The organism is Arthrobacter sp. 05N33_2 (assembly GCF_056397425.1).
Genome location: NZ_JBFTNJ010000001.1, coordinates 572,720 through 597,808 on the forward strand (window position 1 = coordinate 572,720; position 25,089 = coordinate 597,808).

The following is a 25,089-nucleotide window of genomic DNA, read 5'->3' on the forward strand; positions in this document are numbered from 1 at the left end:
GGGCCCCTGGGGCGGGGAGTACAAACGAGGCATGAGAGATGCGGTGGAGCGCTGGATGCAGCACTACATCACAGCGTGGACGACGAACGATCCGGAGGACATCCGGGCGCTGTTTACCGAGGACGCCATCTATGCGACCAGCCCCCAGGAAGCCGAACCATGGCAGGGCCGGGACGATATCGTGGAGCACTGGCTTGCCGGGCGTGATGAGCCGGATGACTGGATGTTTGAATGGAAGCTGCTGGGGGTCGACGGCGGCCGGGCGTTTGTGCAGGGCCTGACGACGTACCGCGGCAACAGCCGGAGCTATGACAACTTGTGGGTCATCCAACTGACCGCGGACGGCCGCGCGTCGTCCTTCACCGAGTGGTACATGCAGCGCAAGTAGCCCCAGGGCGGATTCGCGCCCTCACCCGTGCGTCATGGCTGCGCTGAGGGCGGGCACGATCTGCTCGGCGAGCAGCAAGGCGCCCAGGGCCAGCATGATGATCCCGCTGGCCAGCGTCACTTGGCGCGCTGCGCCCGGCCTGGCCTGCAGCAGTTTCCGCGCCAGGAGTGCCACACAGCTGTAGATGACGCCCACGAGCAGGATGAAGGTCAGCCCGAGCAGACCCGACTGGACCGGAACCGGCCACGCGGCGTCAGGGCTGACGAACTGCGGCACCAGGGCCACGAAGAACAGCAGGCCCTTGGGGTTGATCCCGCTGATGCCCATGCCCTGGAGGAAGACCCGGAACTGGCTCGCGGGTGTGGCGGCACCGGGAGCAGCGGTACCGGTGCTGAAGCTGGCCCCGCGCCAGGACCGCAGGGTGCTGAAGCCCAGCCACAGCAGGTAGAGGGCGCCCGCCGCGGTCAGCCAGCCCAGCACGCCGGGCATCCCGGCGAGCAGTGCCGCCAGGCCCAGCACAAGCAACGCCGTGTGGAGGGCGTAGCCCCCGCAAAGACCGGCGACGGCGGGCGCGAAGCTGCGCTGCCGGAGCCCGGCCGCGATCGAATAGGCCCAGTCGACGCCGGGGGTGCATGCCAGGGCGACGGCGACAACCAGGAAGGCGAGGAAAAGCTGGGGGTTCATGGCGGGCTCCAGGAATGCGGCACCCCGTGGCGGGTACAAGAAAAACTCTAGGCAAATTCGGCCGGGAAGTGCTCGCTTATTTACTGAAGAATCACCGCAATTGGGTAAGATAATTGCGTGATTGACGCCATTGACAGAAGTATCTTGCGTTACCTCAAATCGGACGGCCGGATGACTGCCACGGCCCTGGCGGCCAAGGTGGGGTTGACCGTGGCTCCGTGCCATCGCCGGCTGCGGGATCTGGAGGCCGCCGGGATCATCCGGGGCTACCGGGCGGATATTGATCCGGCCGCCGTGGGGCTCGGTTTCGAGGCGATCGTGTTCGTGACCCTGCGCCAGGTGGACCGTTCCACCATGGAGATCTTCGAGAGCCGGGTGGCCGGCAATCCCAACATCGTCGAGGCCCAGCGGCTCTTCGGGTCGCCGGACTACCTGCTCAAGGTCATTGCGGAGGACCTGCCCTCCTACCAGCGTTTCTACGACAGTGAACTGACCTCGCTGCCCGGCGTCGAGCGACTGACGTCAACGCTGGTCATGAAGAACCTGAAGGCCAACGCCGGGCCGCCGGTCTAGACGCGGCCGCCTGCTCAGGCGCCGAGCAGTCCCGTGGTCCGGTAGGGAATGACCTCGCGCAGGAACATGCTCGTTGAGGTCCGGACGATTCCGGGACACAGCCGGATTTCCTCTGACACGCGGTAGAGATCGTCCGGGCTCTTGGCCACCACCCGGATCAGGAGATCGGTGTCGCCGGCCGGGGCGTGGCATTCGAGCACCTCAGGGATGTTGCGCAGGGCGGCGATTGCCTCGTTGAGGTGGCTCTGGTCCAGTTCCGCGCTGACCGCGGCCGCCACGCCGCGGCCCAGGGCGGACGGCAGCACTCGGCTGCTGTTCGGCCGGAGCGCGCCCGACGCCGACATCCGTTCCAGGCGGGACTGGACGGTGCCGCGGGCCAGGCCCAGCTTCTGCGCCAGCACCATGACCGGCACGCGGGGATCTTCGTCCAGCGCGGCGAGGATCCGCCGGTCCGTCGCGTCGAGCTCCTGCAAAATGACCACTTTCTGTTCGCGGTCCGGGCTGTGGTTGATCAGATTGACTACTCTGGGGCCGGTCCGTTGCACCAACTGTAGGGCTTCTGCTCAAATGGTGACAACAAGGGGACGAGGCCACCGCCACGATCCCGAAGGCTACGGACATCCCGGCACACCACCCGGACCCCGGACGAGGCTCCCGCAAGGAACCAGCCGCTGACTGACTCTTGTTCACGCATCGTCATTCCGCACAACGCACTCGCGGCACGAGCCCCTGAGCCACCGACGCCGGATTTCCCGAAGTCATCGGTAGCTGAGGGGCTCTTGTGCTGCTCCGCATAGGCTTATCCCATGACCTCAGCTGGCCGCTTCGCCCCCAGTCCCTCCGGCGAACTGCATGTCGGCAACCTCCGGACGGCCATCCTGGCGTGGCTGTTCGCCCGGTCCACGGGGCGGCGGTTCCTGCTGCGGGTGGAGGACCTGGACCGTGCCCGGGCCGGCGCCGAGGCCGAGCAACTCCGCGACCTGGCGGCGATCGGCGTGAACTGGGACGGCGGCGTCGTGCGCCAGACGGAGCGTGAGCACCTGTATGACGGGGCGATCGCGGAGCTGACGGCGGCCGGCATGACCTATGAGTGCTTCTGTACCCGCCGCGAAATCCAGGAGGCCCCCTCGGCACCGCACGCTCCGCTGGGCGCCTACCCGGGAACGTGCCGGAACCTCAGCGGCGCCGAGCGCGAGGCCAAGCGGGCCGCCCGGCCGCCGGCTGTCCGGCTCCGCTCCACCGTGGCCGAGGTGACGGTGCGGGACGTGCTCCACGGCAGTTACACCGGGGTGGTCGACGACTTCGTGCTCCGGCGCAACGACGGCGTGACCGCCTACAACCTGGCCGTGGTGGTGGACGACTCCGCGCAGGGCATCGACCAGGTGGTCCGCGGCGATGACCTGCTGCCGTCCACGCCGCGGCAGACATATTTGGCGTCGTTGCTCAATATGCCTGTTCCGGAATATGCGCATGTGCCGCTGGTACTGAACGCCGACGGCGCCCGGCTGGCCAAGCGTGACGGCGCCGTCACGCTGGCCGACCTGGCGTTGGCCGGGGTGGGCGCGGACCAGGTCCGGGACACTTTGCTGGACTCCCTTGGCCTCCCGCCGGGCCGCCTCGACGATATCCTCGCCGCCTTCGACCCGGCGGCTCTGCCCCGCGAGCCCTGGGTGTGGCCCGGGGTACCGGGAGCGCACAAGGGGGCGCATCAGGGAACCGGCCTCCGGGCAGGGACGGACAGCCGCGGCGCGTAGGCTGGATTCATGACCGAGCCTGCACACCCTCAGCCCCGCTTCACCGTCGAGACAGCCAAGGTCCTGGCCGAGGTGGCCCACAACCGCCAGAAGGACAAGCTCAAGCGGCCATACCGGGAACATGTGCTCGCCGTCGGGGACTCCCTGGCGGACTTCGACGACGACATCCGGATCGCCGGGTACCTCCACGACATCGCGGAGGACACCCCGATGACGCGGCAGGCACTGCTGGACATGGGGGTCTCCGAGCGTGCCGCGGACATCATCGAACGGGTCACTAAGCGCCTGCATGAGAACCCGGACGACTACCAGGCCGGCATCCGGTACATCGCCGAGGACCACGACGCCACGCTCGTGAAGATTGCCGACAACGCGCACAATTCGCTGCCCGAACGGGTCAAGGCGCTGGCCGAGAAGTGGCCGGACAAGCCCCCGGTCACCCGCTACGACGATGCCCGCCCGGTGCTCTACGCCGCCGTTCCTGTCGAGGAAACCCGGAAAATCCTGGCCCGGATCAATCCCTGGCTGTTGAACGAACTCGACGACATGCTCGACGAGGCGGACGACACGGACTACGAGTTCCTCTCCTATGACGCCCCGGCAGCAGACGCGGCAACAGACGCCCCGGCAACGGCCGCTGCAGCAGACGCGGAAGCTGCGCCGGGCGATGCTCCGGCCGGCGACACCGGGTCCGCGCGGGACTGAGCATGCGCGCCTACGTCCTCACACGCTACGGCGGCCCGGACGCGATGAAACTCCGGGATGTTCCGGTTCCCCAGCCCGCCCCGGGTGACGTCCGGATCAAGGTCGCCGCGGCCGGGCTGAACCCGGTGGACTTCAAGTTCCGCCGGGGCGCGCTCCGGCCCATCAGCCATGTCCGCCTGCCGATCGTGGCCGGCTGCGAACTCGCCGGGACGGTGGATGCAATCGGACCCGGGCCAACCGCTTTTCCATCGGCGACCGCGTCTACGCCCGGGTGGACAAGGCCAGGCTTGGAGCCTTCGCCGAGCTGGTGTGCGTGCAGCAGGAATTGGTGGCCGCCATGCCGGCGTCGCTCGGATTCGCCGAGGCCGCAGGACTGCCGCTGGGCGGGCTCACGGCGCTGCAGGCCCTCCGCGATGAACTTGCCGTGGGCCGCGGCACCCGGCTCTTCATTTCCGGCGGCGCCGGCGGGGTGGGAACACTCGCCATCCAGCTCGCCAAGTATCTCGGCGCCCAGGTCACCACCACGGCATCGGCCCGCGGCGAGGCGCTGGTGCGCCGGCTGGGGGCGGACGCCGTCATCGACTACAACCGGGAGGACTTCTCCGCGGTACTGCATGATTTCGATGCGGTCCTGGACCTGGTCGGCGGCGTGACCCTCAGGGATTCCTTCCGCATTCTTAAGTCCGGCGGCAGGGTGGTATCCATCGCCGGCGTTCCCGAGCCGCTCACCGCGACGAAAGACCTGGGCTCGCCGCCGATGATCACGGCCGCTTTCTGGCTGATGAGCATGGGCATCCGCCGCCGCGCCCGGAAGGCGAAGGCCAGCTACCGTTACCTGTTCATGCACCCCAGCGGGGATGATTTGCGCACCCTGGCGGCCCTCGTCGACGCCGGCCACGTGCAGCCGGTCATGGACCGCACCTACCCGTTCGCGGACATTGGGGGAGCCTTCGCCGCGCTCGAACAGGGCCACGCCAAGGGCAAGATCGTCGTCACCCTCTAGCGGCTCCCGGCTGCCGGGCCCGCCACAGCAGGCCGATGTACACCAGGTCAAAGACGCTGCAGAGCGCCCCCACGCCCAGGATCAGGGGCGAGTTGCCGTACCAGCCCAGCGCGATCGTGGGCGCGAGGGTGCCGACCCACTTGGCCACGGCGATCAGCAGGGTCTGGCCGCGGGTGCCGCCCCGGGCGGCGAACATGGCGATGAACAACCCGGACATCAGCAGGTTCTGCAGGAACGCCGCGTAGCGGGCCGCGTCGTCCCAGCCAAACTGGACGACGAACAGCAGCTGGACCGCGAAGGACGTGACGCCCAGCAGGAGCGCCCAGCCGATGAACAGCCGCCGCGTCACCCAGCCCGGCAGCTCGGAGCGGCCGAACTTCAGGAAGGTGTACACAATCACGACGTCGGCCAGTCCCCACGCGATATTGAAGACCCCCTGGGCGGTGATTCCCGTCGCGATGGAGCGCATGGCGTAGATGGCCTCCCAGGCGAAATTTAGGGCCAGCGCGGCGGCCGGGATCGCGTAGCTCCGGTCCTTGAAACCGATCCGGATGGCATCGACGTAGACCACGGTCCAGGCCAGGCCGCTCACAATTGTGAGAAACAGGATCACGCTGCCTCCACTAGGCAATGACTGCTCGGCAATGACTGCAACGCGGGGTCACTTGGCGCCCATGCAGAGCCCCAACATGGGCCGTAACTGACCCCGCGTTGCTTCCCCTACACGCGCCCTAGGTCGTCGATGTCCTCCAGGAACTGCTGGTGCACTTCGGCGCTGACGGTGGTCCGGGTGTCGGCGATCGCGTCGAGGTAGTCCTGGGTGGCCGGACCCTTCCGGACGGCTTCGCGGACTGAGGCGCTGCCGCCGGACGCCGCGCCGCCGTCGTCGTACACCGCCTTTTCCAGCGCCCGCTGGGAGGCGCTGCGGGCCGCGTACTCAATGTCCGCGGGGGAGAACCCCTCGGTGCGGTCCACCAGCAGCTCGACGTCGACGTCGTCCACCACGGTGGCAGGGATGAAGCGCTGCCACATGGCCTCGCGGGCCTGGCGGTCCGGCAGGCCGATCGGGATGACGTAGTCGAAGCGGCCGTGCCGCAGGAATGCGGAGTCCAGGGCGCGGATGAAGTTGGTGGCGCAGACCAGCAGCCGGCCGGGCTGTTCGCGGAAGGCCGGGATGATCTTGAGCAGTTCGTTGGTGACGCCCTGCAGGGGCGACGGCGGTTCGCCGGAGCGCTGGGAGGCGATCTCCTCCACCTCATCGATGAACACGACCGCGTGCTCGAGTTCGGCGATCTCCAGGAAGGTCTCGCGCAGCGCCCCGGCCAGCCCCTTGGGGTCTGAGGCCAGCCGGGAGGGGAATACCTCCACGAACGGCCACTCCAGCCTGGAGGCGATGGCCTTGGCGAAGGTCGTCTTGCCCGTACCGGGCGGGCCGAAGAGGACCACCGCCCGGGGCGGCACCACCCCGTATTCGTCGGCGAGGTCGGCCTCGGCGAGGGGAAGGACCAGCCGGCGTTCCAGCAGTTCCTTCTCGTTGCGCATGCCCGCCACGTTTTCCCAGAGGTCGCGGGCCAGGATCCGGCCACCGAGCTGGCTGAGCGGCTCGAGTTCCTGGCGCTGGACCGGGATTTTCCGCTCGAAGTAGCGCAGGTTCTTCTTCAGGGCGAAGCCGCGGCTCAGGAAGGCCTCCACCCGGGTTTCGGATTCGGGCATCAGGGCCGAGAGCTTGTTGAGCCCGTGCGGGGCCATCCGGTTCTCGACTGAGGCCAGCAGCGAGGTGCCGATGCCGCGGCCCCGGTAATCGGGCAGGGTGGCCAGGAAGACGATCCAGCCCTGGTCGTGGGCGGCGCGTCCGACGGCGGCGCCCACCACCTGCTCGCCCTGCACAGCGACGACGGCGTGGTCCTTTTCGCAGGAGGCGAGCACCTCGGAGAGGGCGTAGACCGGCTCGACGTTGGTGGCCTTGAGGGATTCCCAGAGGTGCAGGATCCCGTCAAGATCGGCCGAATGGAAATCCCTGATCCGCCAATTGGTCATGAGCTGTCTCCCGGGTGGTTCGTCGCTGAGCCATGTTGAGTCTGTCCGCTGAGCATATGCGAACCACGTGCAGGAGAGGTTGCGGGGACGTTGCGTTACGCGGACCCGGACTGCCGGGATGTTACTCCGAATCCCCGCCGGTCCCACGCACGGGTCGGGTGGCCACGAGCGGATACGGGCCGGTGAACCCGTCGCGGACGGCGGCGATCTCCAGGATGCGGTGCCGGCAGAGGCGCCAGCCGAGCATCAGCAGCGGGATGATGACCGCGAGGGAGGCGATGGTCCACGTTCCGACTGGCGAGTCGAAGGCCATGAGGACCAGCACCGCCAGGAGGAAGGCCAGGGTGATCCAGCCCGTGACGGGTGCGCCCGGCATACGGAACGCGGGCCGGAGCAGTTCTCCGCGGGCTGCGAGCCGGGCGAGCTGCATCTGGCACAGGACGATCATGGCCCAGGTGCTGATGATGCCGAGCGATGCGACGTTCAGGACGATCTCGAAGGCCTCGGCCGGGACCACGGCGTTCAGGATCACGCCCAGGACAGCCACTGCGGCAGTGAGGGCGATGCCGCCGTAGGGGACACCGGACTTATTCATCCGGCCGGCGAATTTCGGCGCGGAACCGGAAATAGACATCGAGCGCATGATCCGGCCGGTGGAGTAAAGGCCTGCGTTGAGCGAGGACAGCGCCGCGGTAAGGACCACGAGGTTCATGATGGCGTCCACGCCGTCGACCCCGATGGAGCCGAAGAATGTCACGAAGGGGCTTTCGCCGGCCTTGTAGGAGCTGTAGGGCAGCAGCAGGGAGAGCAGCACGAGCGAGCCGACGTAAAACACAGCGATGCGCACGATCACCGTGTTGATGGCCCGCGGCATGATCTTTTCGGGGTTTTCGGTCTCGCCGGCGGCGGTGCCGATCAGTTCGATCGAGGCGTAGGCGAACACGACGCCCTGCATCACCACGATGGCCGGCAGCAGGCCATTGGGGAACATGCCGCCGTTGTCCGCGATGAGGCTGAAGCCGACCTCCTGCCCGGCCACGGGCGTGCCGAAGATGACGAAGTAGATGCCGACGAGCAGGAAGGACACGAGCGCCACGACCTTGATGAGCGCGAACCAGAATTCCAGCTCGCCGAACACCTTGACGCTGATCAGGTTCAGGCCCAGGACCAGGATCAGGGCCGCCAGCGCCCAGGTCCACTGCGGCACGTCCGCGATGGGCGCCCAGTATTTCTTGAAGAAGTTCATGTACAGCGCGACGGCGGTGATGTCCACGATCGCGGTCATGGCCCAGTTCAGCCAGTACAGCCAGCCGGTGACGAACGCGGCCTTCTCGCCGAAGAATTCGCGGGCGTAGGACACGAACGAGCCGGACGAGGGCCGGTGCATCACGAGTTCGCCGAGCGCGCGCAGGATCATGAAGGCGAAGAACCCGCAGACGGCATAGCTGATGATCAGGGCCGGACCGGCGGTGGCGAGCCGGCCGCCGGCGCCCATGAACAGGCCGGTGCCGATGGCGCCGCCGATCGCGATCATCTGGACCTGCCGGGGTTTCAGGCCTTTGTGGTAGCCCTGGTCCTCGGCGTGGAGCGCAGCCCCCGAGGCGTGGGCATGCGCCGGAATGGTGTGGTCGGTGACGGCGGATTGTGGCTGGGTCTGCTGTTGAGCGGGCAGTTTTTGGGCGCGGGCAGTGTCAGGAGAAGTCATGGGGGTCCTTCGGGGTTCGGAGGGGCGCTACTTGCTCAGGTTGGCCAGGCGGTGCGGGCTGAGGAGCTCGGTGAGCTGCTCGTCGGTGAGCAGGCCGTGTTCGAGGACTAGTTCCGCGACGCCCTTGCCGGTGGCGAGGGCTTCCTGGGCGATGGCCGTGGCTGTGGCGTAGCCCAGTTGCGGGTTCAGGGCGGTGACGAGGCCGATGGATTGTTCCACGGTGAGGCGAAGGTGTTCGGTGTTGGCGGTGATGCCCCGGACGCAGCGGGCCGTGAGGGTGCGGCACGCGGCTTCGAGGTGGGAGATGCTCTTGTGGAGGCTGTGGACGATGATGGGTTCGAAGGCGTTGAGCTGGAGCTGGCCGGCCTCGGCGGCCATGGTGATGGTGACGTCGTTGCCGATCACCTCGTAGGCCACCTGGCTGACCACTTCCGGGATGACCGGGTTGATCTTGCCGGGCATGATCGAGGAGCCGGACTGCACCGCGGGGAGGTTGATCTCGCCGAAGCCGGCGCGCGGGCCCGAGGAGAGCAGCCGGAGGTCGTTGCAGATCTTGGAGAGTTTCACGGCGACCCGCTTGAGCACGCCGGAGAGGTGCACGAAGGCGCCGACGTCCTGGGTGGCCTCGATCAGGTCCACGGCCGTGACGAGCGGCAGGCCGGTGATTTCGGCCAGGTGCCGGCAGGCGGCCTCGGCGTATCCGGCGGGGGCGTTCAGGCCGGTGCCGATCGCGGTGGCGCCGAGGTTGATTTCGTGGATCAGCAGGTCGGCCTCGGCCAGGCGGAGCCGGTCCTCGCCGATCGTGACGGCGTAGGTGCCGAACTCCTGGCCGAGGGTCATGGGGACGGCGTCCTGGAGCTGGGTGCGGCCCATCTTGACCACCGTGCGGAACTCGAGGGCCTTTGCGGCGAAGGCGTCTTCGAGCTCGGTGAGGGCCTGGAGCAGTTCCCGGGCCGCGAAGATCGTGCCGAGCTTGACCGCGGTGGGGTAGACGTCGTTGGTGGACTGGCTGAGGTTGACGTGGTCGTTGGGGTGCAGCCGGGCGTAGTCGCCCTTCGGGTGCCCGAGGATTTCCAGGGCCCGGTTGGCGATGACCTCGTTGGCGTTCATGTTCGAGGAGGTCCCGGCGCCGCCCTGGATGACGTCGACGACGAATTGCTCGCTGAGTTTGCCGTTCATGACCTCGGTGCAGGCTTGCCCGATGGCGGCGGCACGCCCGGCGTCGAGCAGTCCGAGCTCGTGGTTGGTGCGGGCGGCGGCGAGTTTCACGGCGGCCAGGCCGCGGACCAGGTGCATGTTGGAGGACAGTGGCTGGCCGGTGATGGGGAAGTTCTCCACGGCCCGGAGGGTGTGGACGCCCCAGTAGGCGCCGGCGGGAACATCCCGGTCACCCAGGAGGTCGTGTTCGGAGCGGAATTCTGCGCGTTCGTCGAGCGAGGTCATGGCGGTCCCTTACAGGTCTTTGGGGGCGTGGGAGATCTTGGGGTCAGCGAGGAAATCGGTGGCCTGCAGCAGCCCGACGGGCCGGCCGCCGCCCAGCACAGGGGTAGCGGCGAGGCGCGCCAAGGGGGAGGTGTCGACGTCGAGCGCGGCCAGGACCCGGACGGTGACGGGCATCCGGGCGCGGTCTCCGCCGTCGGAAACCTTCACGGCGAGGGCGCGGCCGTCCGGGAGGCCTACCAGCTGGACGCCCTCGAAGCCGTCCTTGGCGAGCAGGCCGGGGACCAGGCGCATCAGCGCGGTGACGTCCCGGTCCTCGCCCGCAACCATCTCGGGGTGGCGGCGCATGGCGCGGCCGACGGCGGCTTCCGCTTCGGCGGCTTCCGCTTCGCCGGATCCGGTCGCGGCAGCCGCGGCCAGGCGGCCAAAGGCGCGGGCCATGCCGCGCAGCGTGAGCGCGAAGAGCGGGGTGCCGCAGCCGTCAGTGGTGGTGCGCTGGGGGTCTTCACCGGTGAGGTCCGCCACGGTCTGGGCCACCAGCTGCTGCAGCGGGTGCGCCGGGTCCAGATAGCCCTGGACCGGCCAGCCGTTGATGACGCAGGTGGCCGCCATGGCGGCATGCTTTCCGGAACAGTTCTGCGTCAGTTGGGTGGCCCGGCCGCCGCCGCCGAGCCAGTCTTCGCGTTCGCGGGCGCCGTAGGGGAGATCGGTGCTGTTCTCGAGGTCCGCTGGCGTCAGGCCGTGCAGCTCCAGGATGCGCCGGGCGCCGTCACGGTGGCTGGCTGCGCCGGAATGGCTGGCGGCGGCGAGGGCGAGCAGTTCGTCCGGGAGGTCCAGCCCGGCGCGGACCATGGCGACGGCCTGCAGGGGCTTCAGGGCGGACCGCGGGTAGAACGGGGCGAGGGGCTCCCCGGCAGTGAGTAGGATCTGGCCGTCCGCTGCGGTGGCGATGACCGAGCCGTAGTGGACACTCTCGACCAGCCCGTCCCGGGTCTGGACCGCAAGCGGGACGTGCTGCGGCAGCCACTCCGGGGCGAGCGGGGTCGGGGTGTTGTCGAGGGCAGGGGAAGTCATTGCGTCCTTTGGCGGTGGCGTTTGATGCGGTTGTGGTGGCTGGTCACTGTGTTGGTGCTGGTTTTGCCGGTGCTGACCAGATTGCTTCCGGCATTGCTGACGGAACCAGGCACCAGGCACCAGGCGCCTGACGTCAGGCGTTGAGGATCGAGTCGAGGGCAATGCCAACGGCGTGCAGATGCCGGCTCATGGCGATGCGCGCCGTCGCCGCGTCGCCGGCTTCGATCGCGGCCAGGATGCGCCGGTGCTCCTCGTCGGACGCGTGCTGGCGGTCCGCCACCATGTTCAGGGTCTCGGACTGGTGGGCGAGGGCGTCCCGGATGTCCGCGACGACGTTCTCGAAGACCTTGTTGCGGCTGGCCCGCGCGATCAACGCGTGGAAGCTGGAGTCCAGGCCCACCCAGACTTCGGGGTCGTCCTCGCCGCTCATCGCGGCGACGATGTCGCGCAGCGTTGCCAGCTCCTCGGCCGAACGGCGTTCTGCAGCCAGTCCGGCGGCGGGAACCTCGATATGGGGACGCGCCTCCGTGAGGTCGCGGGCCGAGTATTGGCCCAGGACCAGGTCCTTTGCCACGCGGTTGGCGACGACGAACGTGCCCCGCCCGGTCTTGGTGACCGTCAAGCCCAGGGCGGTGCAGGAGCGCAGGGCCTCCCGGATCACGGAGCGGCTCACGCCGTACTGCTGGGCAAGAGTGGCCTCGGAGCTCAGCTTGGCGCCGATGCCGAGCCTGCCGGATTCAATCTCGGTGCGGAGGACGTTGAAAACGGCTTCGGCGGCACTGAGGCGAGCCAATGGCTGTCCTGCTGTCCGGCTGTCTGACAGGTTCACGCTTTAAAATATGGCAGGGATCACACCGGGGTGTCAAGTATGACGGCGGCCCCGGGGGGTCCGGGGCCGCCGTCGCCGCTCGGGCCGGAGTTCCGGCGGCGGCCTACTTGCCTGGGTTTGTGTCCGGGCTGCTGGCCGGGACTACTGGACCTTGGACGGGCGGGTGCGGACCAGCGCGGTGACGCCCGCGGCCAGTCCGATCAGCCCTGCGGCCAGCCCGATCCAGCCGGCGGCGGATCCGCCGTCACTGGACATGCCCGCTGCCGCTGCCGGGGGCGCCGAGGGTGCGGTCGTCGTGGCTGCGGCGGGGACGGCTGCGCCGTGGGCGTCGGCGTCCTTGGCCGTGGTCACGAAGGAGGGTGCCGGGTGCCCGGGTTCGGCCTGGCCCTCGACCGTCTTCTCGTCCCACTTGACGACGGTTCCATCGGTGTACGTCTGGGCCGTCGGCAGCGTCACTGTGGTTCCCGCGTCCGGCAGGACGCCGACGGACAGTGAGAAGGCCTGGTACTCGTCCGGTCCGATCTGGTGGGCCTCGTCCGCGGTCCAGACCACGGAACTCGGGGCCTTGGTGACCGTGGCGCCGGCGATCGTGATCGGCTTCGGCAGGTCGCTCGTGGTGATGACGGCCTTCCAGCCCTCGACAGGCTTCACCGACACCGAAGTGAACGGGGTGTCCGTGGGCAGCGTGACTTCGAGTTTGCTGGTCTTGGCCGACTCGGACTCGCTGGGGACATTGAACGTCAGGTGGCTGTATCCGCCCGCGGCCGGATCATCGGTGTCGACGTGGACGTGGGCGGAGGCGGCTGCTGCGCCGGCGGCGAGCAGGCCCGCGGTCATCGTGGCGGCAGCGGCAGTTTTGAGGGTACGGCGAAGGGGGGACTTCATGGCAAGGGTGCCTTTCACTAACGGATATCAGGTGGGGAGCCGTCCGGTGCGTTGTCCTTCCGGCGGTAGCAGTGGGGTGGCCACCTGCTGTCCCCGTCCATATGTGAAAGGGAATGATGTCAGGCGGCGGGCGACAGCTCCGGAGGTCCGCGCCTGGCCGGCAGGCGAAGGCCAGCCCGGGCTTTGGGGAGGACCAGGTTGACCGCGCGGGGGCGGGGTACGCGCAGGGGCGCGGCGGCGGAGGGCTGGGGCAGCCGCACGAGCGGGCGCAGCCAGGAAGCAAGTGCGGACAGAGCCTGCTCGCTGCGGGCGAGCAACAGTGCCGTGCCGAGCGTCGCCATCGCGTGTGCGGCGAACATGGCTCCGCCCATGTCGGCCGCCGAAACCGCCATGGAAGGGTCGGGCATCGCCGGGGCAATGGCAGCCGCCGAATGGCCCGGATGGCCCGAATGACCCGCAGCCATTCGGGCCTGGAGGGCCGCGGGCGCCCCTGAGGACAAGGCGCCGAAGGACCAGTGCAGCCACAGTTGCCCTACGCCGAGCAGGCCGGCCAGGGCCGGAAAGGACAGTCGGACGCGGGTCAGTACGGCCACGGGGACCATCGCCACGGCACACAACGCCGTCACGATCGCCGGCTCGGGCAGACGTCCGCCGCCGGCCAGGTGGCCGCCGGCTGCCAGCGCCACGATGATGGATCCGATCAGACCTGTGCGGAACAGCCGGAAGGGAGCGCGCGTCATCGTGTGCAGTCCTTTCCGGATTCCGTGGGGTCTGGTTGTCGCTTAAGTCCCTTAAATCCTACGGGCCATTGCGAACCGTCACGCCCGCGCGCGGCTGAACCGCCCAATCTGTGGAGGCAGGGCTGCGCCAGCCGTGCAGTGATGGCGGGTGCCTTCGGTCGCCGGCAGTTGCCCCTGCCTGCCCAGTGCGCCGGTACGTACGTGCCGTTATAGCCCTGTGCAGGCATCTTGGCCCGTCCTATACTGGAAATGCCTGCAAAGCGGCACGTTCGTACCGCCACGGTTCGGGCCCACAGGGTTCGATCCCACAGGTTGGTACGCACACAGAGTTCGAACCCGCAGGTTCGTACGCACGAACGCCGGACCCTCGGACGTATCTTGATCAACGGGAGGTGGCCATGGGGAACGCATTTCCGGGCGAACTCGCTGCCGAGGCCCGGGCCCGGCGCGGGTCGCTCCGCCTGAGCCAGCGTGAGCTGGCCGAACTGGCCGGAGTCTCAGAGCGCTTCGTCCGGTTCGTCGAACAGGGAAAACGCACGGTGCAGCTGGACTCCCTGCTGGCGCTCCTGGACACGCTGGGGCTGGAACTCCGGGTCCAGACCCGGACCAGCGCCGCAGCCCGTGCCCTCGCAGGCCCGGTGGCCGGCCTGCGGGCCGACGGTGAACTGCGGGACGGGCCGGAAGCCCGGCCATGAGGCACCGGATCGCGGATATCTACAAGGCCGGCGTGCTGGCGGCCCGGCTGGAGCGGCACGACGGCGGCACCAGGTTCAGCTACCTGCCGGCATATCTGGCGTCCGGGGGCCCCGCCGTCGCGAGCTCCCTGCCGCTAACGCCGGAACCCGTACTGTCCGCGGCGGGGGCAGCCCCGCCGTATTTCACCGGGCTTCTGCCGGAGGGCCGGCGGCTGAATGCGTTGCGCCGTTCCATCAAGACCAGCGTGGATGATGAGCTGTCCTTGCTCATCGCGGCCGGTGCCAACCCGGTGGGTGATGTGCAGATCGTCGGCCATGGCGAGAAGCTGGACCCGGACGAGCACGCCGTCGAGCTTGACCCCGCAACGCCCGTAGATTTCGAGGCCCTGCTGGGCGACTCCGGGCTGATCGACCCGGTGGCCCTGGCGGGGGTACAGGACAAGCTGTCCGCTGGAATGATCTCCATGCCGGTGGCCAGCGCCGGCCGGCGCTACATCCTCAAACTCAACGCGCCCGAGTTCCCGCACGTCGTCGAAAACGAGTACGCGATGTTCCGGTACGCGGCGCGGCTGCGGATCCCTCTGAGCCGGGTCCAGCTGATCCGCGACGTCGCCGGGCGGCCCGGGTTGCTCGTGGAACGCTTCGACCGGGTGCCTTTAGCCAGTGGCACTGCATCCGGTGGGCCTGTCGCCGGCGTGTCGGGGCCCAAGGCGGCGGCCAGGTCGCCGCGGGCCGTGCAGCGGCTCGCCGTCGAGGACGGTGCGCAGGTGCTGGGCCTATACCCTGCGGACAAGTACAACGTGGGATACGGGCAGGTGTGCCATGCGCTTGCGGCGTATTGCGCGGCACCGCTGCCCGCGGTGCGGAATTTGGCCCTCCAGGCGGCATTTGCGTGGCTGACGGGCAACGGCGACCTGCACGCGAAGAACGTTTCCATGGTGCAGCAGCCGGCCGGAGAGTGGTCCATCGCGCCGGTATACGACATCCCGTCCACGGTCGTCTACGGGGACAAGACACTCGCCCTGACCCTGGACGGCAAGCGCACAGGGATTTCCCGGAAGCACTTCCTGGGCTGGGCAGCGGGGATGGGGCTGACTGAACGTGCTGCCGTCCAGGTGCTGGAACTGGCGCTGAAGGCCTCGGAACCGCTGCTGGCGGACCTTCAGGCGGGCACGGCGTTCCGCTCCATGACCGACGACGGAGCATCGCCGTTTTCAGCGATGGTCACCCGCGACTGGGTCAAAGAACTCAAACACCGGCGCAGGCTGCTGGCCGGGTGATGCCGCCGACGCCGGCTCGGCTTGCGCCGGATGCCGTTGCCGGACGGCGTTGCGTGGAGCCTCAGAGGTGCTGGATGCCCGCCCGCTGCATGGCGTCTTTGTAGACTTCGACGTTCTTGGCGAGGAGCTCTTCCTGCTTGGCCGGAGATACCGCGAAGGCGCGGCCGCCAAGTGCGGTGGCCTTGTAGATCTTGACACCATGATTCTTCAGCGAGGAATGGTAGGTCTTCTCGAAAAGCGTCAGGAAGGAGTGGGCGTCCGCGCCGTGCGCAATAACGGCCGAGACGCGCTTGTTGATCTTGAGGAACTGGCGGAAGGGCCGGAGGCCGTCCGTCTTCTCCTGGACGTTCAGGGCCGAGGATGCCTCCGGATCGCGGATCCACGGGTAGGCGTTCCACGGCATCACATAGCGGGGGTCCAGCTCTGCGGCCTCGTAGATGGAGGTGGCGCGGCGGGCGGCTTCATCGTCGTTGAAGTGCGAGACAAAGCCCGATTCGGTGCCCTTGCCCGGGCTGATATGCAGGCTGACGATCCGGCATTCGTCCTCGTCGTGGATGGGGTCGATGTACGGGACCACGGATCCAGGCTTCTTTTCCATGAGTTCGTCACACAGCTGCGTCACGGCGGCGATGTTCGGCTCCTGCAGCAGGGTCTTCTTTTCGTCCCAGTCAATCGTCACGATTTCTCCCTCAGCACTTGGCGTCCAGAATCAGGCGGCTTCCTCCACTCTACGCTTTCGCGGCAGGGGGTGTTTCGGCCGGGACCTATTCGGCCGGGGCTGCGCGGGGGTTTGCCCTGAGTCAACGGCCCTCTGGTGACGGCCGTGAGGCGGGCGTAGGCTTAAAGCGCCTGCAGGTAACCATCTGATGACTCCGGGTTGTTCGGGACACGGAAGTGTCCGAGCCGTCTCTTAGCGAGATCGCGAAGGTACCTGCAGGCCTGACGTCCGCCGCCGCCCAGGTGGTCGGGCGCTTTTCTTTGCCGCTGACATGCTGGATGCGATGAAGCGTGGCGGAGCCGAGGGCAAGAGCCGCGAATGGGACCGGTCGTTTTGCAACGGGCAGCGGAACCCGAAGCCAAGAAGGCCCGTTTATCGAATTCCGTGGTTAGTGAGCCGTGCGCCGAGGAGTTTCTGCGAAAGTAGCGTCATGGACTTCGATATGCAGACGCTCACCGCCGCTGGCTTTACCGGTTTCCGGTCGTTCGCCGAACTCGAGCTCAATGAGATCCCGCAGGCCCCCGGTATCTACGTCGTCCTGATGCCGGAGGGCTTTACGCCCCGGTTTCTGGCGGGAAGCGCCGGAGGTCACTTCAAGGGCAAGGATCCTTCTCTTCCTCAGGCCGTCTTGTCTGCCGAATGGGTAGCCGGGGCTGAGGTCCTCTATATCGGCAAGGCGGGCGGGGGGAAGACGGGTAAGCGCGGCCTTCGCAAGAGGATCCGGGAAATGTCTGACTTCGGACGCGGTGTCCCGGTGGGCCACTGGGGTGGCAGGCTTCTGTGGCAACTCGCAGATTCGCAGGCCTTGATGGTTGCTTGGAAGGAACTGCCCCCGGAACTAGTGAACGCAGCGGAAGCACGTTATCAGCAGGATTTTCGTGCGTTCCACGGCCGGCTGCCGTTCGCCAACCTTGCTCAGGCCCGCATCACAGCGCACTAAGCCAGGCCAGCTTCAGGTGGTTGTTTCAGGCCGCTGCCGCTGCCGCTGCGGCAAGCCTCGCGCGCTTGGGCGCCATGGCGACGTACCGGAGTTTGCGCCGGTGGAGCGATGTGGCCGTTGGGCGAAGCGGCGTGCCCGGCAGGGGGGGCGCTGTGGAGTAGTAGCTGTGGCCTGTCGGTGTCGTCAGCTGGAGCGTGTGGCGGGGGCCGGGTGCGGGGCGTGCTTTCCAGCCGGGGGTTTCTTTGGTGTGGTTGCAGGCTTCGCAAAGTCCGGCGGCGTTGTCCGTGGTGGTCGGGCCGCCGGTGTGCCAGGGAATGATGTGGTCCAGGTGGCGGATGGGCGCGTCGCAGTACGGGGTCCGGCAGGTATCGTCTCTGGCCTGGATGAAGCGGCGGTGCCCGGGCGGGAAGAGCCGGGCCCGGGAGTCCATCCCCACGAGCTCGCCGGTGCCGGGGTGGGTGTAGAGCCGCCGGAGCCAGAGGGTGAACGCGGGGTCATCGCCGCTCCCGGCGGTGCCGGCCGGTCCAGGGCGACCACCGGACCGGCCGTCACCGTTTCTGTCCGTGTTCGGGGCCGCGGCGCCGGGTCCCCGGGAACTGCCGCCCTCGCCGCTCTTTGGGCCATTTGTGCCGCTGATAAGGGTGCGGGCCCAGCCGGCGGGGACGGTGCCGTAGCCGGGGAGCCGGGCGGGTTCGGCGTCTCCCTGGAGGAGGGTGCGGTCGGTGATGACGAGCTGGATTTCGACGCCGGTGATCCCGCCCGGGGTGCCGGTGGTGCGTTCGACCAGGGCATCGGCCATGAGCTGCCCGCGGCCCCTCGGGTCCCCGGCGGCACGGAGGGTGTCGGCGTGCCCGCTCAACGCCTTGTAGACGGCGACGCCGGCGGTCACGGGCAGCAGCGCGGTCAGGCAGGTCATCGCATCGGGGGCCGGGCGGAGACTGACACGCCGCTCACTGGCGGCGTGGGCGGCGCGTTCGGTGACGGAGCGGGGGTCACGCCGGTACGCGGCGGTGCGGGCCGCGGCGACCAGGGACCGGTCACCGGCCCCGGCGAACGTCCCGGCATCGGGCGCCAATTCCTCGTCGACGGCGGCCCGGTCGGCGGCGGTCAGGCAGGCAGTTTCGCGTACGAGCAGGGTGGCGCGCCATTCGTTCAGCTGCCCGGTTTCGAGCGCGGCGAGGGTGTGCGGCATCTCGGTGATCAGGGCTTTGGCCAGGCCCAGGAGCCGGCCACCCCTGGCGGGGGATTCGTGCCGGGCCAGGGCGATCTGCGCGCCGACACCGGCGCCAAGCCTCTCGGCCGGCACGCCGAGCCGGGCTTGTTCGCGGCGCTGGAGCAAGTCGAAGGCCACGGCGTGCCGGGCCTGCCGGGCTGCCATGGCGGACTTCAGGTCCTCCAGGTCCCGGATCTCGTCGATCAGTGCGGCAGCGCTGTCCGGGGCCGGGAGGAAGGCCAGGATCCGGGCCAGTTCAGCGACGGTCCCCGCAGTTGCCGGTGCCGGGTCTGCCGGAATCGTCTCGGGCCCCTGATTGCCGTCCATGAGTTAAGTGTCCCTGCGGGCTATGACATTTATGGCCCTCCGGAGCCGTTCCACCGCTTCGGAAGCCATCGGCGACCTTCCAGATCCCAACGTCACTCCCGAAACGCTGCCCAGGAAAACGTCGAGCTGAAGACGCGTCCGCAACGCGTCGAGCGCAGAGTGAAACTCGTCAAGCCGTCGGTATTGCTCGATCATCCCGGCGCAATCTTCGGCCTGACGCAGGTCCCGGAGTACGCGGGAGCAGAATGCGAGCAAATCCTGGACGCCGCCGTCACTGCTCCCGGCGCGGCCGAAGCCGTAGTCGCCGTCTCCCGCCGGAACCACTTCGGGCCCCTGATTGCCGTCCATGAATCCAGTCTCCTCCGGGGATCGGACATTAATAGGGCAACCAGAAGGAGGCCGCGAGGTTAGCGGGATTGGTGGGATTCGTTGGCGGTTGTGGAGGTGCGGCCCCGAGATCCCGGCGTCCGAGGACCCACACCCGAGCGCACCGCCCCTGTCTCAAAAACGGGCACGGGTCCATCATGGGAGAGGGCGTTAGCTCTGCGCCCCAGGCGGAACCGGGCGGAGGATTGTCCATGAACCAGAGGGAATCTATCGCGACGAGTATCAGCTCGCTGCCTTCGGACCGCCGCTCGTTACTTAAAGCCGTCGGCGTCGGCGCCGCGGGTATAGCGGGCATGCCGCTGCTGGCCGCCTGCACGGCCCAAAGTGCCCCCGCCGGTACCGGAAGCAGTGCCTCCGGCGGCTCCGGTGCGCCGTCGGCGTCTCTGCTTCCGGCGCCGGAACCGCAGGTCAAACCGCTCCTGGACCAACAGAAGGTCAACGCCGCCTTGGCAAAGCTGGACGGGATGGTCCAGGGCGTGATGGAGAGTACCGGTGTTCCCGGAGTCGCCGTGGCCGTGGTCTACCAAGACCAAATGGTGTACGCCAAGGGCTTCGGCGTGCGGGAATCGGGCCGGCCCGAGACAGTGGACGCGGATACCGTTTTTCAATTGGCCTCGGTGTCCAAACCCTTGGCCTCCACGGTGGCGGCCGTGGCCGTGGGCCGCAAGGCCATCTCCTGGACGGAACCGGTGATCAACCACACCCCCGGCTTCGCCCTGAAAGACCCCTACGTCACGCGGAACGCCACGGCGGCCGACCTGTTGTCACATCAAGGCGGCCTCAGTACGGGGGCGGGCGATCTGTTGGAAGACCTCGGATTCGACCAGTCCTATATTCTCAGCCACCTCAACCAGCAGCCGCTGGACTCCTTCCGGTCGAGCTACAACTACAGCAACTTCGGCTACACGGCTGGTGCGCAGGCTGTCGCCGATGCCATGAACAAACCCTGGGCAGACCTCGCCGAAGAAGTCTTGTTCAAGCCCCTGGGCATGTCATCCACGAGCTATCGCCACGCGGACTACCAAAAGGCAACGAACAAGGCACTGATCCACGTCCCAGCCGGTAACAAGACCTGGGTGGCCAAATACACCCGGGATGCCGACGCCGAAGCACCCGCCGGCGGGGCCAGTTCCTCCGTGCGCGACCTGGCCCGCTGGATCCGCCTGCAGCTCGCCAACGGCAGCTTTGAGGGAAGCGAGGTTATCGATCCGGACGCGCTTGGTGTCACGCATGTCCCGCACGCCGTGTCGGGCCCACCGGCGACGCCGGGCGCCCGCACCCGCTTCTACGGCTTGGGCTGGAACGTCTCCTACGACGACCACGCCCGGCTGATGCTCGGGCACTCGGGAGCCTTCAACCTTGGTTCCGCGACCGCCGTCTCACTGCTCCCCGGCGAGCAGCTGGGCATTGTGGCCCTGACCAATGGCCGGCCGCAGGGCATCCCCGAAGCCATCTGCGCCGCATTCCTGGACACGGCCCAGAACGGCGCCCCGACAGTGGACTGGATCGGATTCACCTCGGGCGTCTTCCAGAAGATCGATGAGGCGGAGAAGCCGAAAGTCGACTATTCCAAGGCGCCGGCCCAGGCCAAACCGGCGCAGGGCAACGACTTCTACATCGGCAGTTACACGAACTCCTACTACGGCCCGCTCACCGTCGCGGTGGAGAACGGCGTGCTGACCCTTGAGCTGGGCCCGGCCGGCAGGACCACCAAGTTCCCGCTCACTCATTTTGACGGCGACACCTTCAGCTTTGAATCAATCGGCGAGAACGCCAACGGTCTTGCCGGGGCAATCTTCGCCCCCGGCGCGGCTGCAGCCCCTGGTGCGGACGCCGCAGCCCGAGGCGGCACGGCTCCGAGCGTCAGGCTTGATTTCTACGATCAGACCGGGCTGGGCACCTTCACCCGCAGCTGAGCCCGGACTTCAGTGAGTGAGCTTCTTCCGTAAGCTTCAAAGAAACGCCACGAGCCCCGATCCAAGGAACCCATGCCCATCAACACACAGTCGCTGAAACAGGACGGCTTCACCGGTTTCCGGCCGCTCCAGGACCTTGACATCAACCGGATCCCGCAGAAGCCCGGGATCTTCGCGGTACTGCGGCCCGAGGGCTTCCGGCCCCAGTTCCTGGCCAGGAGCACCGCCGGCATCTTCAAGAAGAAGAACCCCACCCTCAAGGCGGACGCTCTCGACGCCGAATGGGTGGACGGCGCCGATGTCCTCTTCGTGGGCAAAGCCGGCCCCGGAAGCAAGGGCAACCGCGGACTGCGCCGGCAAATCCAGGAATTCGTCGACTTCGGCGAAGGCAAGCCGCCGGGCCACTGGGACGGGCGGCTCATCTGGCAGCTCGCCGTGCCCGGGGCCCTGATCATCGCGTGGAAAGAGTTGCCCGTTGAGCAACTCAACGCGGCCGAAGCCCGGTACCATGCCGCGTTCATCGAAGAATACGGCCGCCTGCCGTACGCCAACTTAGTCCAGGCGCGCGTCAAAGGTGCTTAGCCGCCGCACGTGAACCGTCCCGCCACTAACGTGGCGGCCACCGGTATGGCCGCAAACTCCGCATCCGACACGGTCAGGGGGTCGGCGTCGAGCACTGCAATATCGGCGGGGTCCCCGACCCGGAGACGGCCGCGACCGCGGGTCGAGGCCGTGAGGGCCTCCTGCCGCGTGAGGGCCTGCTCGGCATGCCACGGCCCGCGGCCATCCAGCCGGGCCCGCGCCGTGGCAGCGGACATGGCAATCCACGGATCCAGCGGGGCCACCGGAGCGTCCGAGCCCAAGGCGAGAGTCGCCCCGGCGGTCAGCAATGAACGAAGCGGGAAGGACCGGTCCGTGCGCCCCGGCCAGTTCGCCTCGGCGGCGTCCCGGTCATCGAGGGCATGCGCAGGCTGAACGCTCGCGGTCACGCCCAACCGGCCGAAGCGGGCGAAATCCTCGCTCCGGACAAACTGGGCATGCTCCACCCGTCCGGCGAGGCCCGCCGCCTCAAACGCATCCAAGGCGACTTGGTTGGCCGCGTCGCCGATTGCGTGGACCGCCGGCACAAAACCCGCCTGCCGGGCCCGGACCAACAGGGCGAGCAGCTCCGCCTCGCTCACGGTCAGCAGCCCGTGGCCGCCGTTCGGATACGGGTCCACGCAATACGCTGTGCGGGTATTGAGCGAGCCGTCGATCAGCACTTTCAGGGGGCCCACGCTGAGCAGCCCGCCACTGCCGGCCACCGCCAAACCTGTCCGCAGCCCCTCTGCCACGGCCCGGTCCAGGTCCTGCGGATAGACGCCCGCTTCAACCCGCAGGGCAGCGAAGCCGCCGGAGATCCTCCGCAGCCAGGCGTCGCGGTTCCACGTCATCTCGAAGTCCACAATCCCGACCACGCCCCGCGCGGCCGCAGCCTGACCTGCCTGCCGCACCCACGGGTCCACCACCGCGTCCGGCAGCTGGCCAAGCTCCCGGGTCAGGGCGAACGCCGGTTCTTCCCGGAGCAGGCCGCCCGCATCCACCGGCATTCCGTACTGTTGGGCCGCTGCGGAGTTGAGCCAGACACAGTGGAGGTCGTGGCTGATCAGGGCCGTAGGCCGGCCGCGCGTCACGCCGTCCAGGAGGTCCAGACTGGGCAGGTCATGCCAGATGGCATCGCGGAAACCGACGCCCACCAGCGTCTGGACGGGACCCGGAGCTCCGGCGCCGCTTCCGGTCCCGGTGCTAGTGTCCCCGGCGATATGGGCCCCGACGACGGCGGCCGCCTCGCGCGCCGAGCCGGCACTGGAGAGGTCAAGCCGGTTGGAGGCCAGCGCCCACTGCGTCATATGAACGTGCTCATCCCACAGCCCAGGAATGACGTAGCGGCCCTCCAGATCCACCACCCGGGTTGCAGCGGGGAGCGCACCCGAGCCCGGGCGCGAGGGGATGATCGCTGACACGGCCCCGGCGCGAACATGAACGTCGAAGCATATTTCCTCCCCGGGGTGCCGCACGGAGACCAGCACGAGGTCCGGGGGTCGGCAGGGATCGAGCGGAACAGGCATAGGAACAGGCTAGGCGGGCGACACCGCAGGACCCAACAGGCGCACACGGGACTTTCGCCCCTTACCTCTGCCACTAGCGCCCCCCAAGCTGAATGTGTGGGGAGGTTGCTGCACGGCCAGTTGGGGGACGTGTCGAGCGAAGAACCACTTCACGTAAATACGGCACGGGTCTCACCGCGAATTGGGGAAGGAAATGGCGTTTGCACTTTCCGGCTTCAGCAGGAAAAGGCAGGAGACCACGGCCACATGAGTATCCATCACCATTCGGGGGACCCTAAACTCAAGGTGCTCATCCGCCTGAACGCCGACGCCGAAACAGCTCGGATCGACGTGCATGGTGTGGTGACCGTGGCCAACGTGCGGGCACTGTACGTCGTTTGCCGCCGCGTCACAAGCAAGCTTCCCGGATTCGAACTCGTGCTAGACCTCGCCCATGCCCGGGTGTCGGCCGCCGCGATCGAGGAACTCCGTGAGCGTGCCCGCGCCTCGTTGCTGTATTCGGGAATCGATGGCACGGAGACTCCGTGCCGTCTGCGCCTCGTGGACCCGCTGGTCATCCTCAAAACCAAGGAGCACGTATGAAAGCCCTCGTCTATGGCGGTCCCGGGGAGAAATCGTGGACCGAGGTCCCCGATCCCACAATCCAGAATCCCAGCGATGTGATCGTCAAAGTGGACACCACCACCATCTGTGGGACCGATCTGCACATCCTCAAAGGCGACGTCCCCGCGGTGGCCAAGGGCCGCATCCTGGGCCACGAAGGGGTCGGCACCATCACGGAGATCGGCGCCTCCGTGACCAGCCTCAAGGTCGGGGACCGCGTCATCATTTCGTGCATCAAGTCCTGCGGGCACTGCGCCAACTGCAAGACAGGCCTGTACTCCCATTGTCTGGGGGAGGAAGGAACCTCCGGCATCGGCTGGGTTTTCGGACATCTGATCGACGGCACGCAGGCCGAGTTCGTCCGCGTCCCCTATGCAGAGAACTCCCTGCACCTCCTGCCTGAGGGAGTCAGCGACCAGCAGGCCGTCATGCTCTCCGACATCCTCCCCACCGGCTTTGAGATCGGCGTGCAGTACGGCCGGGTCAAGCCCGGCGACACGGTCGCCGTCATCGGCGCGGGCCCCGTGGGACTTGCCGCGATCTCCACCGCCGGCCTCTACGGCGCCGCCACGATCATCGCCGTCGACCTCGACGCGAACCGGCTCGAGAAATCCCGCGAATTCGGAGCCACCGACGTGGTCCTCTCATCCGATGCCGACTGGAAGGAGCAGCTTATGCTCCTGACCGACGGGCAGGGTGTGGACGTGGCGATCGAGGCCGTGGGCGTCCCGGCGACCTTCACGATGTGCACCGACATCGTGCGTCCCGGCGGCACCGTGGCCAACGTGGGCGTGCACGGCAAAGCCGTGGAACTGCACGTCGAAGACCTCTGGATCCGGAACATCAACATCAGCATGGGCCTGGTGAATACCAACACCACCCCCATGCTGCTCAAGCTCGTGGCACAGCAAAAGATCCCCGCGGACAGTTTCGCCACCCACCACTTCACCTTTGACGAGTTCATGGAGGCGTACGACACTTTCGCCCGCGCCGCGGAGACGAAGGCCCTCAAAGTCGTGATCACGGCATGAACGCGCTCGTTGTCCTCCACGCCGGCAGTGCCGGCGCGATCGACGAAGCCAAGC

26 protein-coding genes and 1 pseudogene are annotated in these 25,089 nt (G+C 67.9%); 13 read left to right on the forward strand and 14 right to left on the reverse strand.

Going from position 1 to position 25,089, the window contains the following annotated elements; translation table 11 throughout:
- Positions 1 to 31 precede the first annotated feature (31 nt).
- Positions 32 to 388, forward strand: a complete 357-nt coding sequence (locus tag AC1DHX_RS02655) for a nuclear transport factor 2 family protein (protein WP_028277562.1) — start codon at positions 32 to 34, stop codon at positions 386 to 388.
- A gap of 21 nt (positions 389 to 409) precedes the next feature.
- Here AC1DHX_RS02655 and AC1DHX_RS02660 read toward each other — a convergent pair whose 3' ends face one another.
- Positions 410 to 1,072, reverse strand: coding sequence for a LysE family translocator (locus AC1DHX_RS02660; protein WP_028277561.1), 663 nt, complete (start codon positions 1,070 to 1,072; stop codon positions 410 to 412).
- A 117-nt stretch (positions 1,073 to 1,189) separates the two neighbouring features.
- On the opposite strand from AC1DHX_RS02660, the gene AC1DHX_RS02665 reads away from it, so the two are divergent.
- Entirely contained in the window at positions 1,190 to 1,645 is a 456-nt protein-coding gene (locus tag AC1DHX_RS02665; protein ID WP_079555658.1) for an Lrp/AsnC family transcriptional regulator, read from the forward strand.
- A 14-nt stretch (positions 1,646 to 1,659) separates the two neighbouring features.
- On the opposite strand, the gene AC1DHX_RS02670 is transcribed toward AC1DHX_RS02665, so the two are convergent.
- Entirely contained in the window at positions 1,660 to 2,118 is a 459-nt protein-coding gene (locus AC1DHX_RS02670) for an Lrp/AsnC family transcriptional regulator (protein WP_176803545.1), read from the reverse strand.
- A gap of 333 nt (positions 2,119 to 2,451) precedes the next feature.
- On the opposite strand from AC1DHX_RS02670, the gene gluQRS reads away from it, so the two are divergent.
- The 4 genes and pseudogenes from gluQRS (at position 2,452) to AC1DHX_RS02690 (ending at position 5,107) form a co-directional block, all read left to right on the forward strand.
- The gene (gene gluQRS / locus AC1DHX_RS02675; RefSeq protein ID WP_476859590.1) at positions 2,452 to 3,399 is read left to right on the forward strand and encodes a tRNA glutamyl-Q(34) synthetase GluQRS; all 948 of its coding nucleotides are present in this window, start codon (positions 2,452 to 2,454) and stop codon (positions 3,397 to 3,399) included.
- Positions 3,400 to 3,408: 9 nt separating this feature from the next.
- Positions 3,409 to 4,104 (forward strand): HD domain-containing protein, encoded by a 696-nt coding sequence (locus tag AC1DHX_RS02680; RefSeq protein WP_476859589.1) that lies wholly within the window; start codon positions 3,409 to 3,411, stop codon positions 4,102 to 4,104.
- 44 nt (positions 4,105 to 4,148) lie between these two features.
- A pseudogene (locus tag AC1DHX_RS02685) lies at positions 4,149 to 4,289 on the forward strand (NADP-dependent oxidoreductase); the annotation flags it as partial.
- An 86-nt stretch (positions 4,290 to 4,375) separates the two neighbouring features.
- The gene (locus tag AC1DHX_RS02690) at positions 4,376 to 5,107 is read left to right on the forward strand and encodes an NADP-dependent oxidoreductase (RefSeq protein WP_476899841.1); all 732 of its coding nucleotides are present in this window, start codon (positions 4,376 to 4,378) and stop codon (positions 5,105 to 5,107) included.
- Here AC1DHX_RS02690 and AC1DHX_RS02695 read toward each other — a convergent pair.
- The 8 genes from AC1DHX_RS02695 to AC1DHX_RS02730 form a co-directional block, all read right to left on the reverse strand.
- A complete protein-coding gene (locus tag AC1DHX_RS02695) occupies positions 5,097 to 5,720 on the reverse strand; it encodes a transmembrane-type terpene cyclase (protein WP_230008092.1) in 624 nt (207 codons plus the stop codon). The genes AC1DHX_RS02690 and AC1DHX_RS02695 overlap by 11 nt on opposite strands.
- Before the next feature lie 107 nt (positions 5,721 to 5,827).
- Complete coding sequence (locus AC1DHX_RS02700) at positions 5,828 to 7,144, reverse strand: ATP-binding protein (RefSeq protein ID WP_230008091.1); 1,317 nt, start codon at positions 7,142 to 7,144, stop codon at positions 5,828 to 5,830.
- Between the two features lie 121 nt (positions 7,145 to 7,265).
- Positions 7,266 to 8,849, reverse strand: a complete 1,584-nt coding sequence (locus AC1DHX_RS02705; protein WP_476859587.1) for an amino acid permease — start codon at positions 8,847 to 8,849, stop codon at positions 7,266 to 7,268.
- Positions 8,850 to 8,876: 27 nt separating this feature from the next.
- Positions 8,877 to 10,292 carry an aspartate ammonia-lyase gene (locus tag AC1DHX_RS02710; protein WP_476899842.1) on the reverse strand — a complete coding sequence of 472 codons (1,416 nt, stop codon included), beginning with the start codon at positions 10,290 to 10,292 and terminating at the stop codon, positions 8,877 to 8,879.
- A 9-nt stretch (positions 10,293 to 10,301) separates the two neighbouring features.
- The gene (locus AC1DHX_RS02715; protein WP_476860451.1) at positions 10,302 to 11,363 is read right to left on the reverse strand and encodes an asparaginase; all 1,062 of its coding nucleotides are present in this window, start codon (positions 11,361 to 11,363) and stop codon (positions 10,302 to 10,304) included.
- A gap of 133 nt (positions 11,364 to 11,496) precedes the next feature.
- Positions 11,497 to 12,192, reverse strand: coding sequence for a FadR/GntR family transcriptional regulator (locus tag AC1DHX_RS02720; RefSeq protein ID WP_476860452.1), 696 nt, complete (start codon positions 12,190 to 12,192; stop codon positions 11,497 to 11,499).
- A 141-nt stretch (positions 12,193 to 12,333) separates the two neighbouring features.
- Entirely contained in the window at positions 12,334 to 13,077 is a 744-nt protein-coding gene (locus tag AC1DHX_RS02725) for a YcnI family copper-binding membrane protein (protein ID WP_476851858.1), read from the reverse strand.
- Positions 13,078 to 13,196: 119 nt separating this feature from the next.
- Positions 13,197 to 13,817: a hypothetical protein gene (locus tag AC1DHX_RS02730; protein ID WP_476860453.1), complete on the reverse strand. Its 621-nt coding sequence runs from the start codon at positions 13,815 to 13,817 to the stop codon at positions 13,197 to 13,199.
- Between the two features lie 398 nt (positions 13,818 to 14,215).
- On the opposite strand from AC1DHX_RS02730, the gene AC1DHX_RS02735 reads away from it, so the two are divergent.
- A complete protein-coding gene (locus AC1DHX_RS02735; RefSeq protein WP_223914978.1) occupies positions 14,216 to 14,512 on the forward strand; it encodes a type II toxin-antitoxin system Y4mF family antitoxin in 297 nt (98 codons plus the stop codon).
- Positions 14,509 to 15,792 (forward strand): type II toxin-antitoxin system HipA family toxin, encoded by a 1,284-nt coding sequence (locus tag AC1DHX_RS02740; RefSeq protein ID WP_476860454.1) that lies wholly within the window; start codon positions 14,509 to 14,511, stop codon positions 15,790 to 15,792. The genes AC1DHX_RS02735 and AC1DHX_RS02740 overlap by 4 nt, the downstream gene beginning before the upstream one ends.
- A 61-nt stretch (positions 15,793 to 15,853) precedes the next feature.
- Here the strand turns inward: AC1DHX_RS02740 and AC1DHX_RS02745 are convergent, their stop codons facing one another.
- Positions 15,854 to 16,471 (reverse strand): uracil-DNA glycosylase family protein, encoded by a 618-nt coding sequence (locus AC1DHX_RS02745; protein WP_028276890.1) that lies wholly within the window; start codon positions 16,469 to 16,471, stop codon positions 15,854 to 15,856.
- Between the two features lie 469 nt (positions 16,472 to 16,940).
- Here AC1DHX_RS02745 and AC1DHX_RS02750 point away from each other — a divergent pair, with 469 nt between their 5' ends.
- On the forward strand, positions 16,941 to 17,450 hold the full coding sequence (locus AC1DHX_RS02750; protein WP_476860455.1) for a hypothetical protein: 510 nt from the start codon (positions 16,941 to 16,943) through the stop codon (positions 17,448 to 17,450).
- A 25-nt stretch (positions 17,451 to 17,475) separates the two neighbouring features.
- On the opposite strand, the gene AC1DHX_RS02755 is transcribed toward AC1DHX_RS02750, so the two are convergent.
- Positions 17,476 to 18,990, reverse strand: a complete 1,515-nt coding sequence (locus tag AC1DHX_RS02755; RefSeq protein ID WP_476860456.1) for an HNH endonuclease — start codon at positions 18,988 to 18,990, stop codon at positions 17,476 to 17,478.
- Positions 18,991 to 18,993: 3 nt separating this feature from the next.
- Positions 18,994 to 19,338 carry a hypothetical protein gene (locus AC1DHX_RS02760; protein WP_476860457.1) on the reverse strand — a complete coding sequence of 115 codons (345 nt, stop codon included), beginning with the start codon at positions 19,336 to 19,338 and terminating at the stop codon, positions 18,994 to 18,996.
- Positions 19,339 to 19,568: 230 nt separating this feature from the next.
- Between AC1DHX_RS02760 and AC1DHX_RS02765 the strand changes: the two genes are divergently transcribed.
- Positions 19,569 to 21,293 (forward strand): serine hydrolase, encoded by a 1,725-nt coding sequence (locus AC1DHX_RS02765; protein ID WP_476860458.1) that lies wholly within the window; start codon positions 19,569 to 19,571, stop codon positions 21,291 to 21,293.
- A gap of 72 nt (positions 21,294 to 21,365) precedes the next feature.
- The gene (locus tag AC1DHX_RS02770; protein WP_476858087.1) at positions 21,366 to 21,875 is read left to right on the forward strand and encodes a hypothetical protein; all 510 of its coding nucleotides are present in this window, start codon (positions 21,366 to 21,368) and stop codon (positions 21,873 to 21,875) included.
- On the opposite strand, the gene AC1DHX_RS02775 is transcribed toward AC1DHX_RS02770, so the two are convergent.
- Entirely contained in the window at positions 21,872 to 23,401 is a 1,530-nt protein-coding gene (locus AC1DHX_RS02775; RefSeq protein ID WP_476860459.1) for an amidohydrolase, read from the reverse strand. The genes AC1DHX_RS02770 and AC1DHX_RS02775 overlap by 4 nt on opposite strands.
- Positions 23,402 to 23,647: 246 nt before the next feature.
- Here AC1DHX_RS02775 and AC1DHX_RS02780 point away from each other — a divergent pair, with 246 nt between their 5' ends.
- Both AC1DHX_RS02780 and AC1DHX_RS02785 read left to right on the forward strand, forming a co-directional pair.
- Positions 23,648 to 23,983, forward strand: a complete 336-nt coding sequence (locus AC1DHX_RS02780; RefSeq protein WP_028276886.1) for a hypothetical protein — start codon at positions 23,648 to 23,650, stop codon at positions 23,981 to 23,983.
- Positions 23,980 to 25,035: a zinc-dependent alcohol dehydrogenase family protein gene (locus tag AC1DHX_RS02785; protein WP_018776072.1), complete on the forward strand. Its 1,056-nt coding sequence runs from the start codon at positions 23,980 to 23,982 to the stop codon at positions 25,033 to 25,035. The genes AC1DHX_RS02780 and AC1DHX_RS02785 overlap by 4 nt, the downstream gene beginning before the upstream one ends.
- Positions 25,036 to 25,089 lie beyond the last annotated feature (54 nt).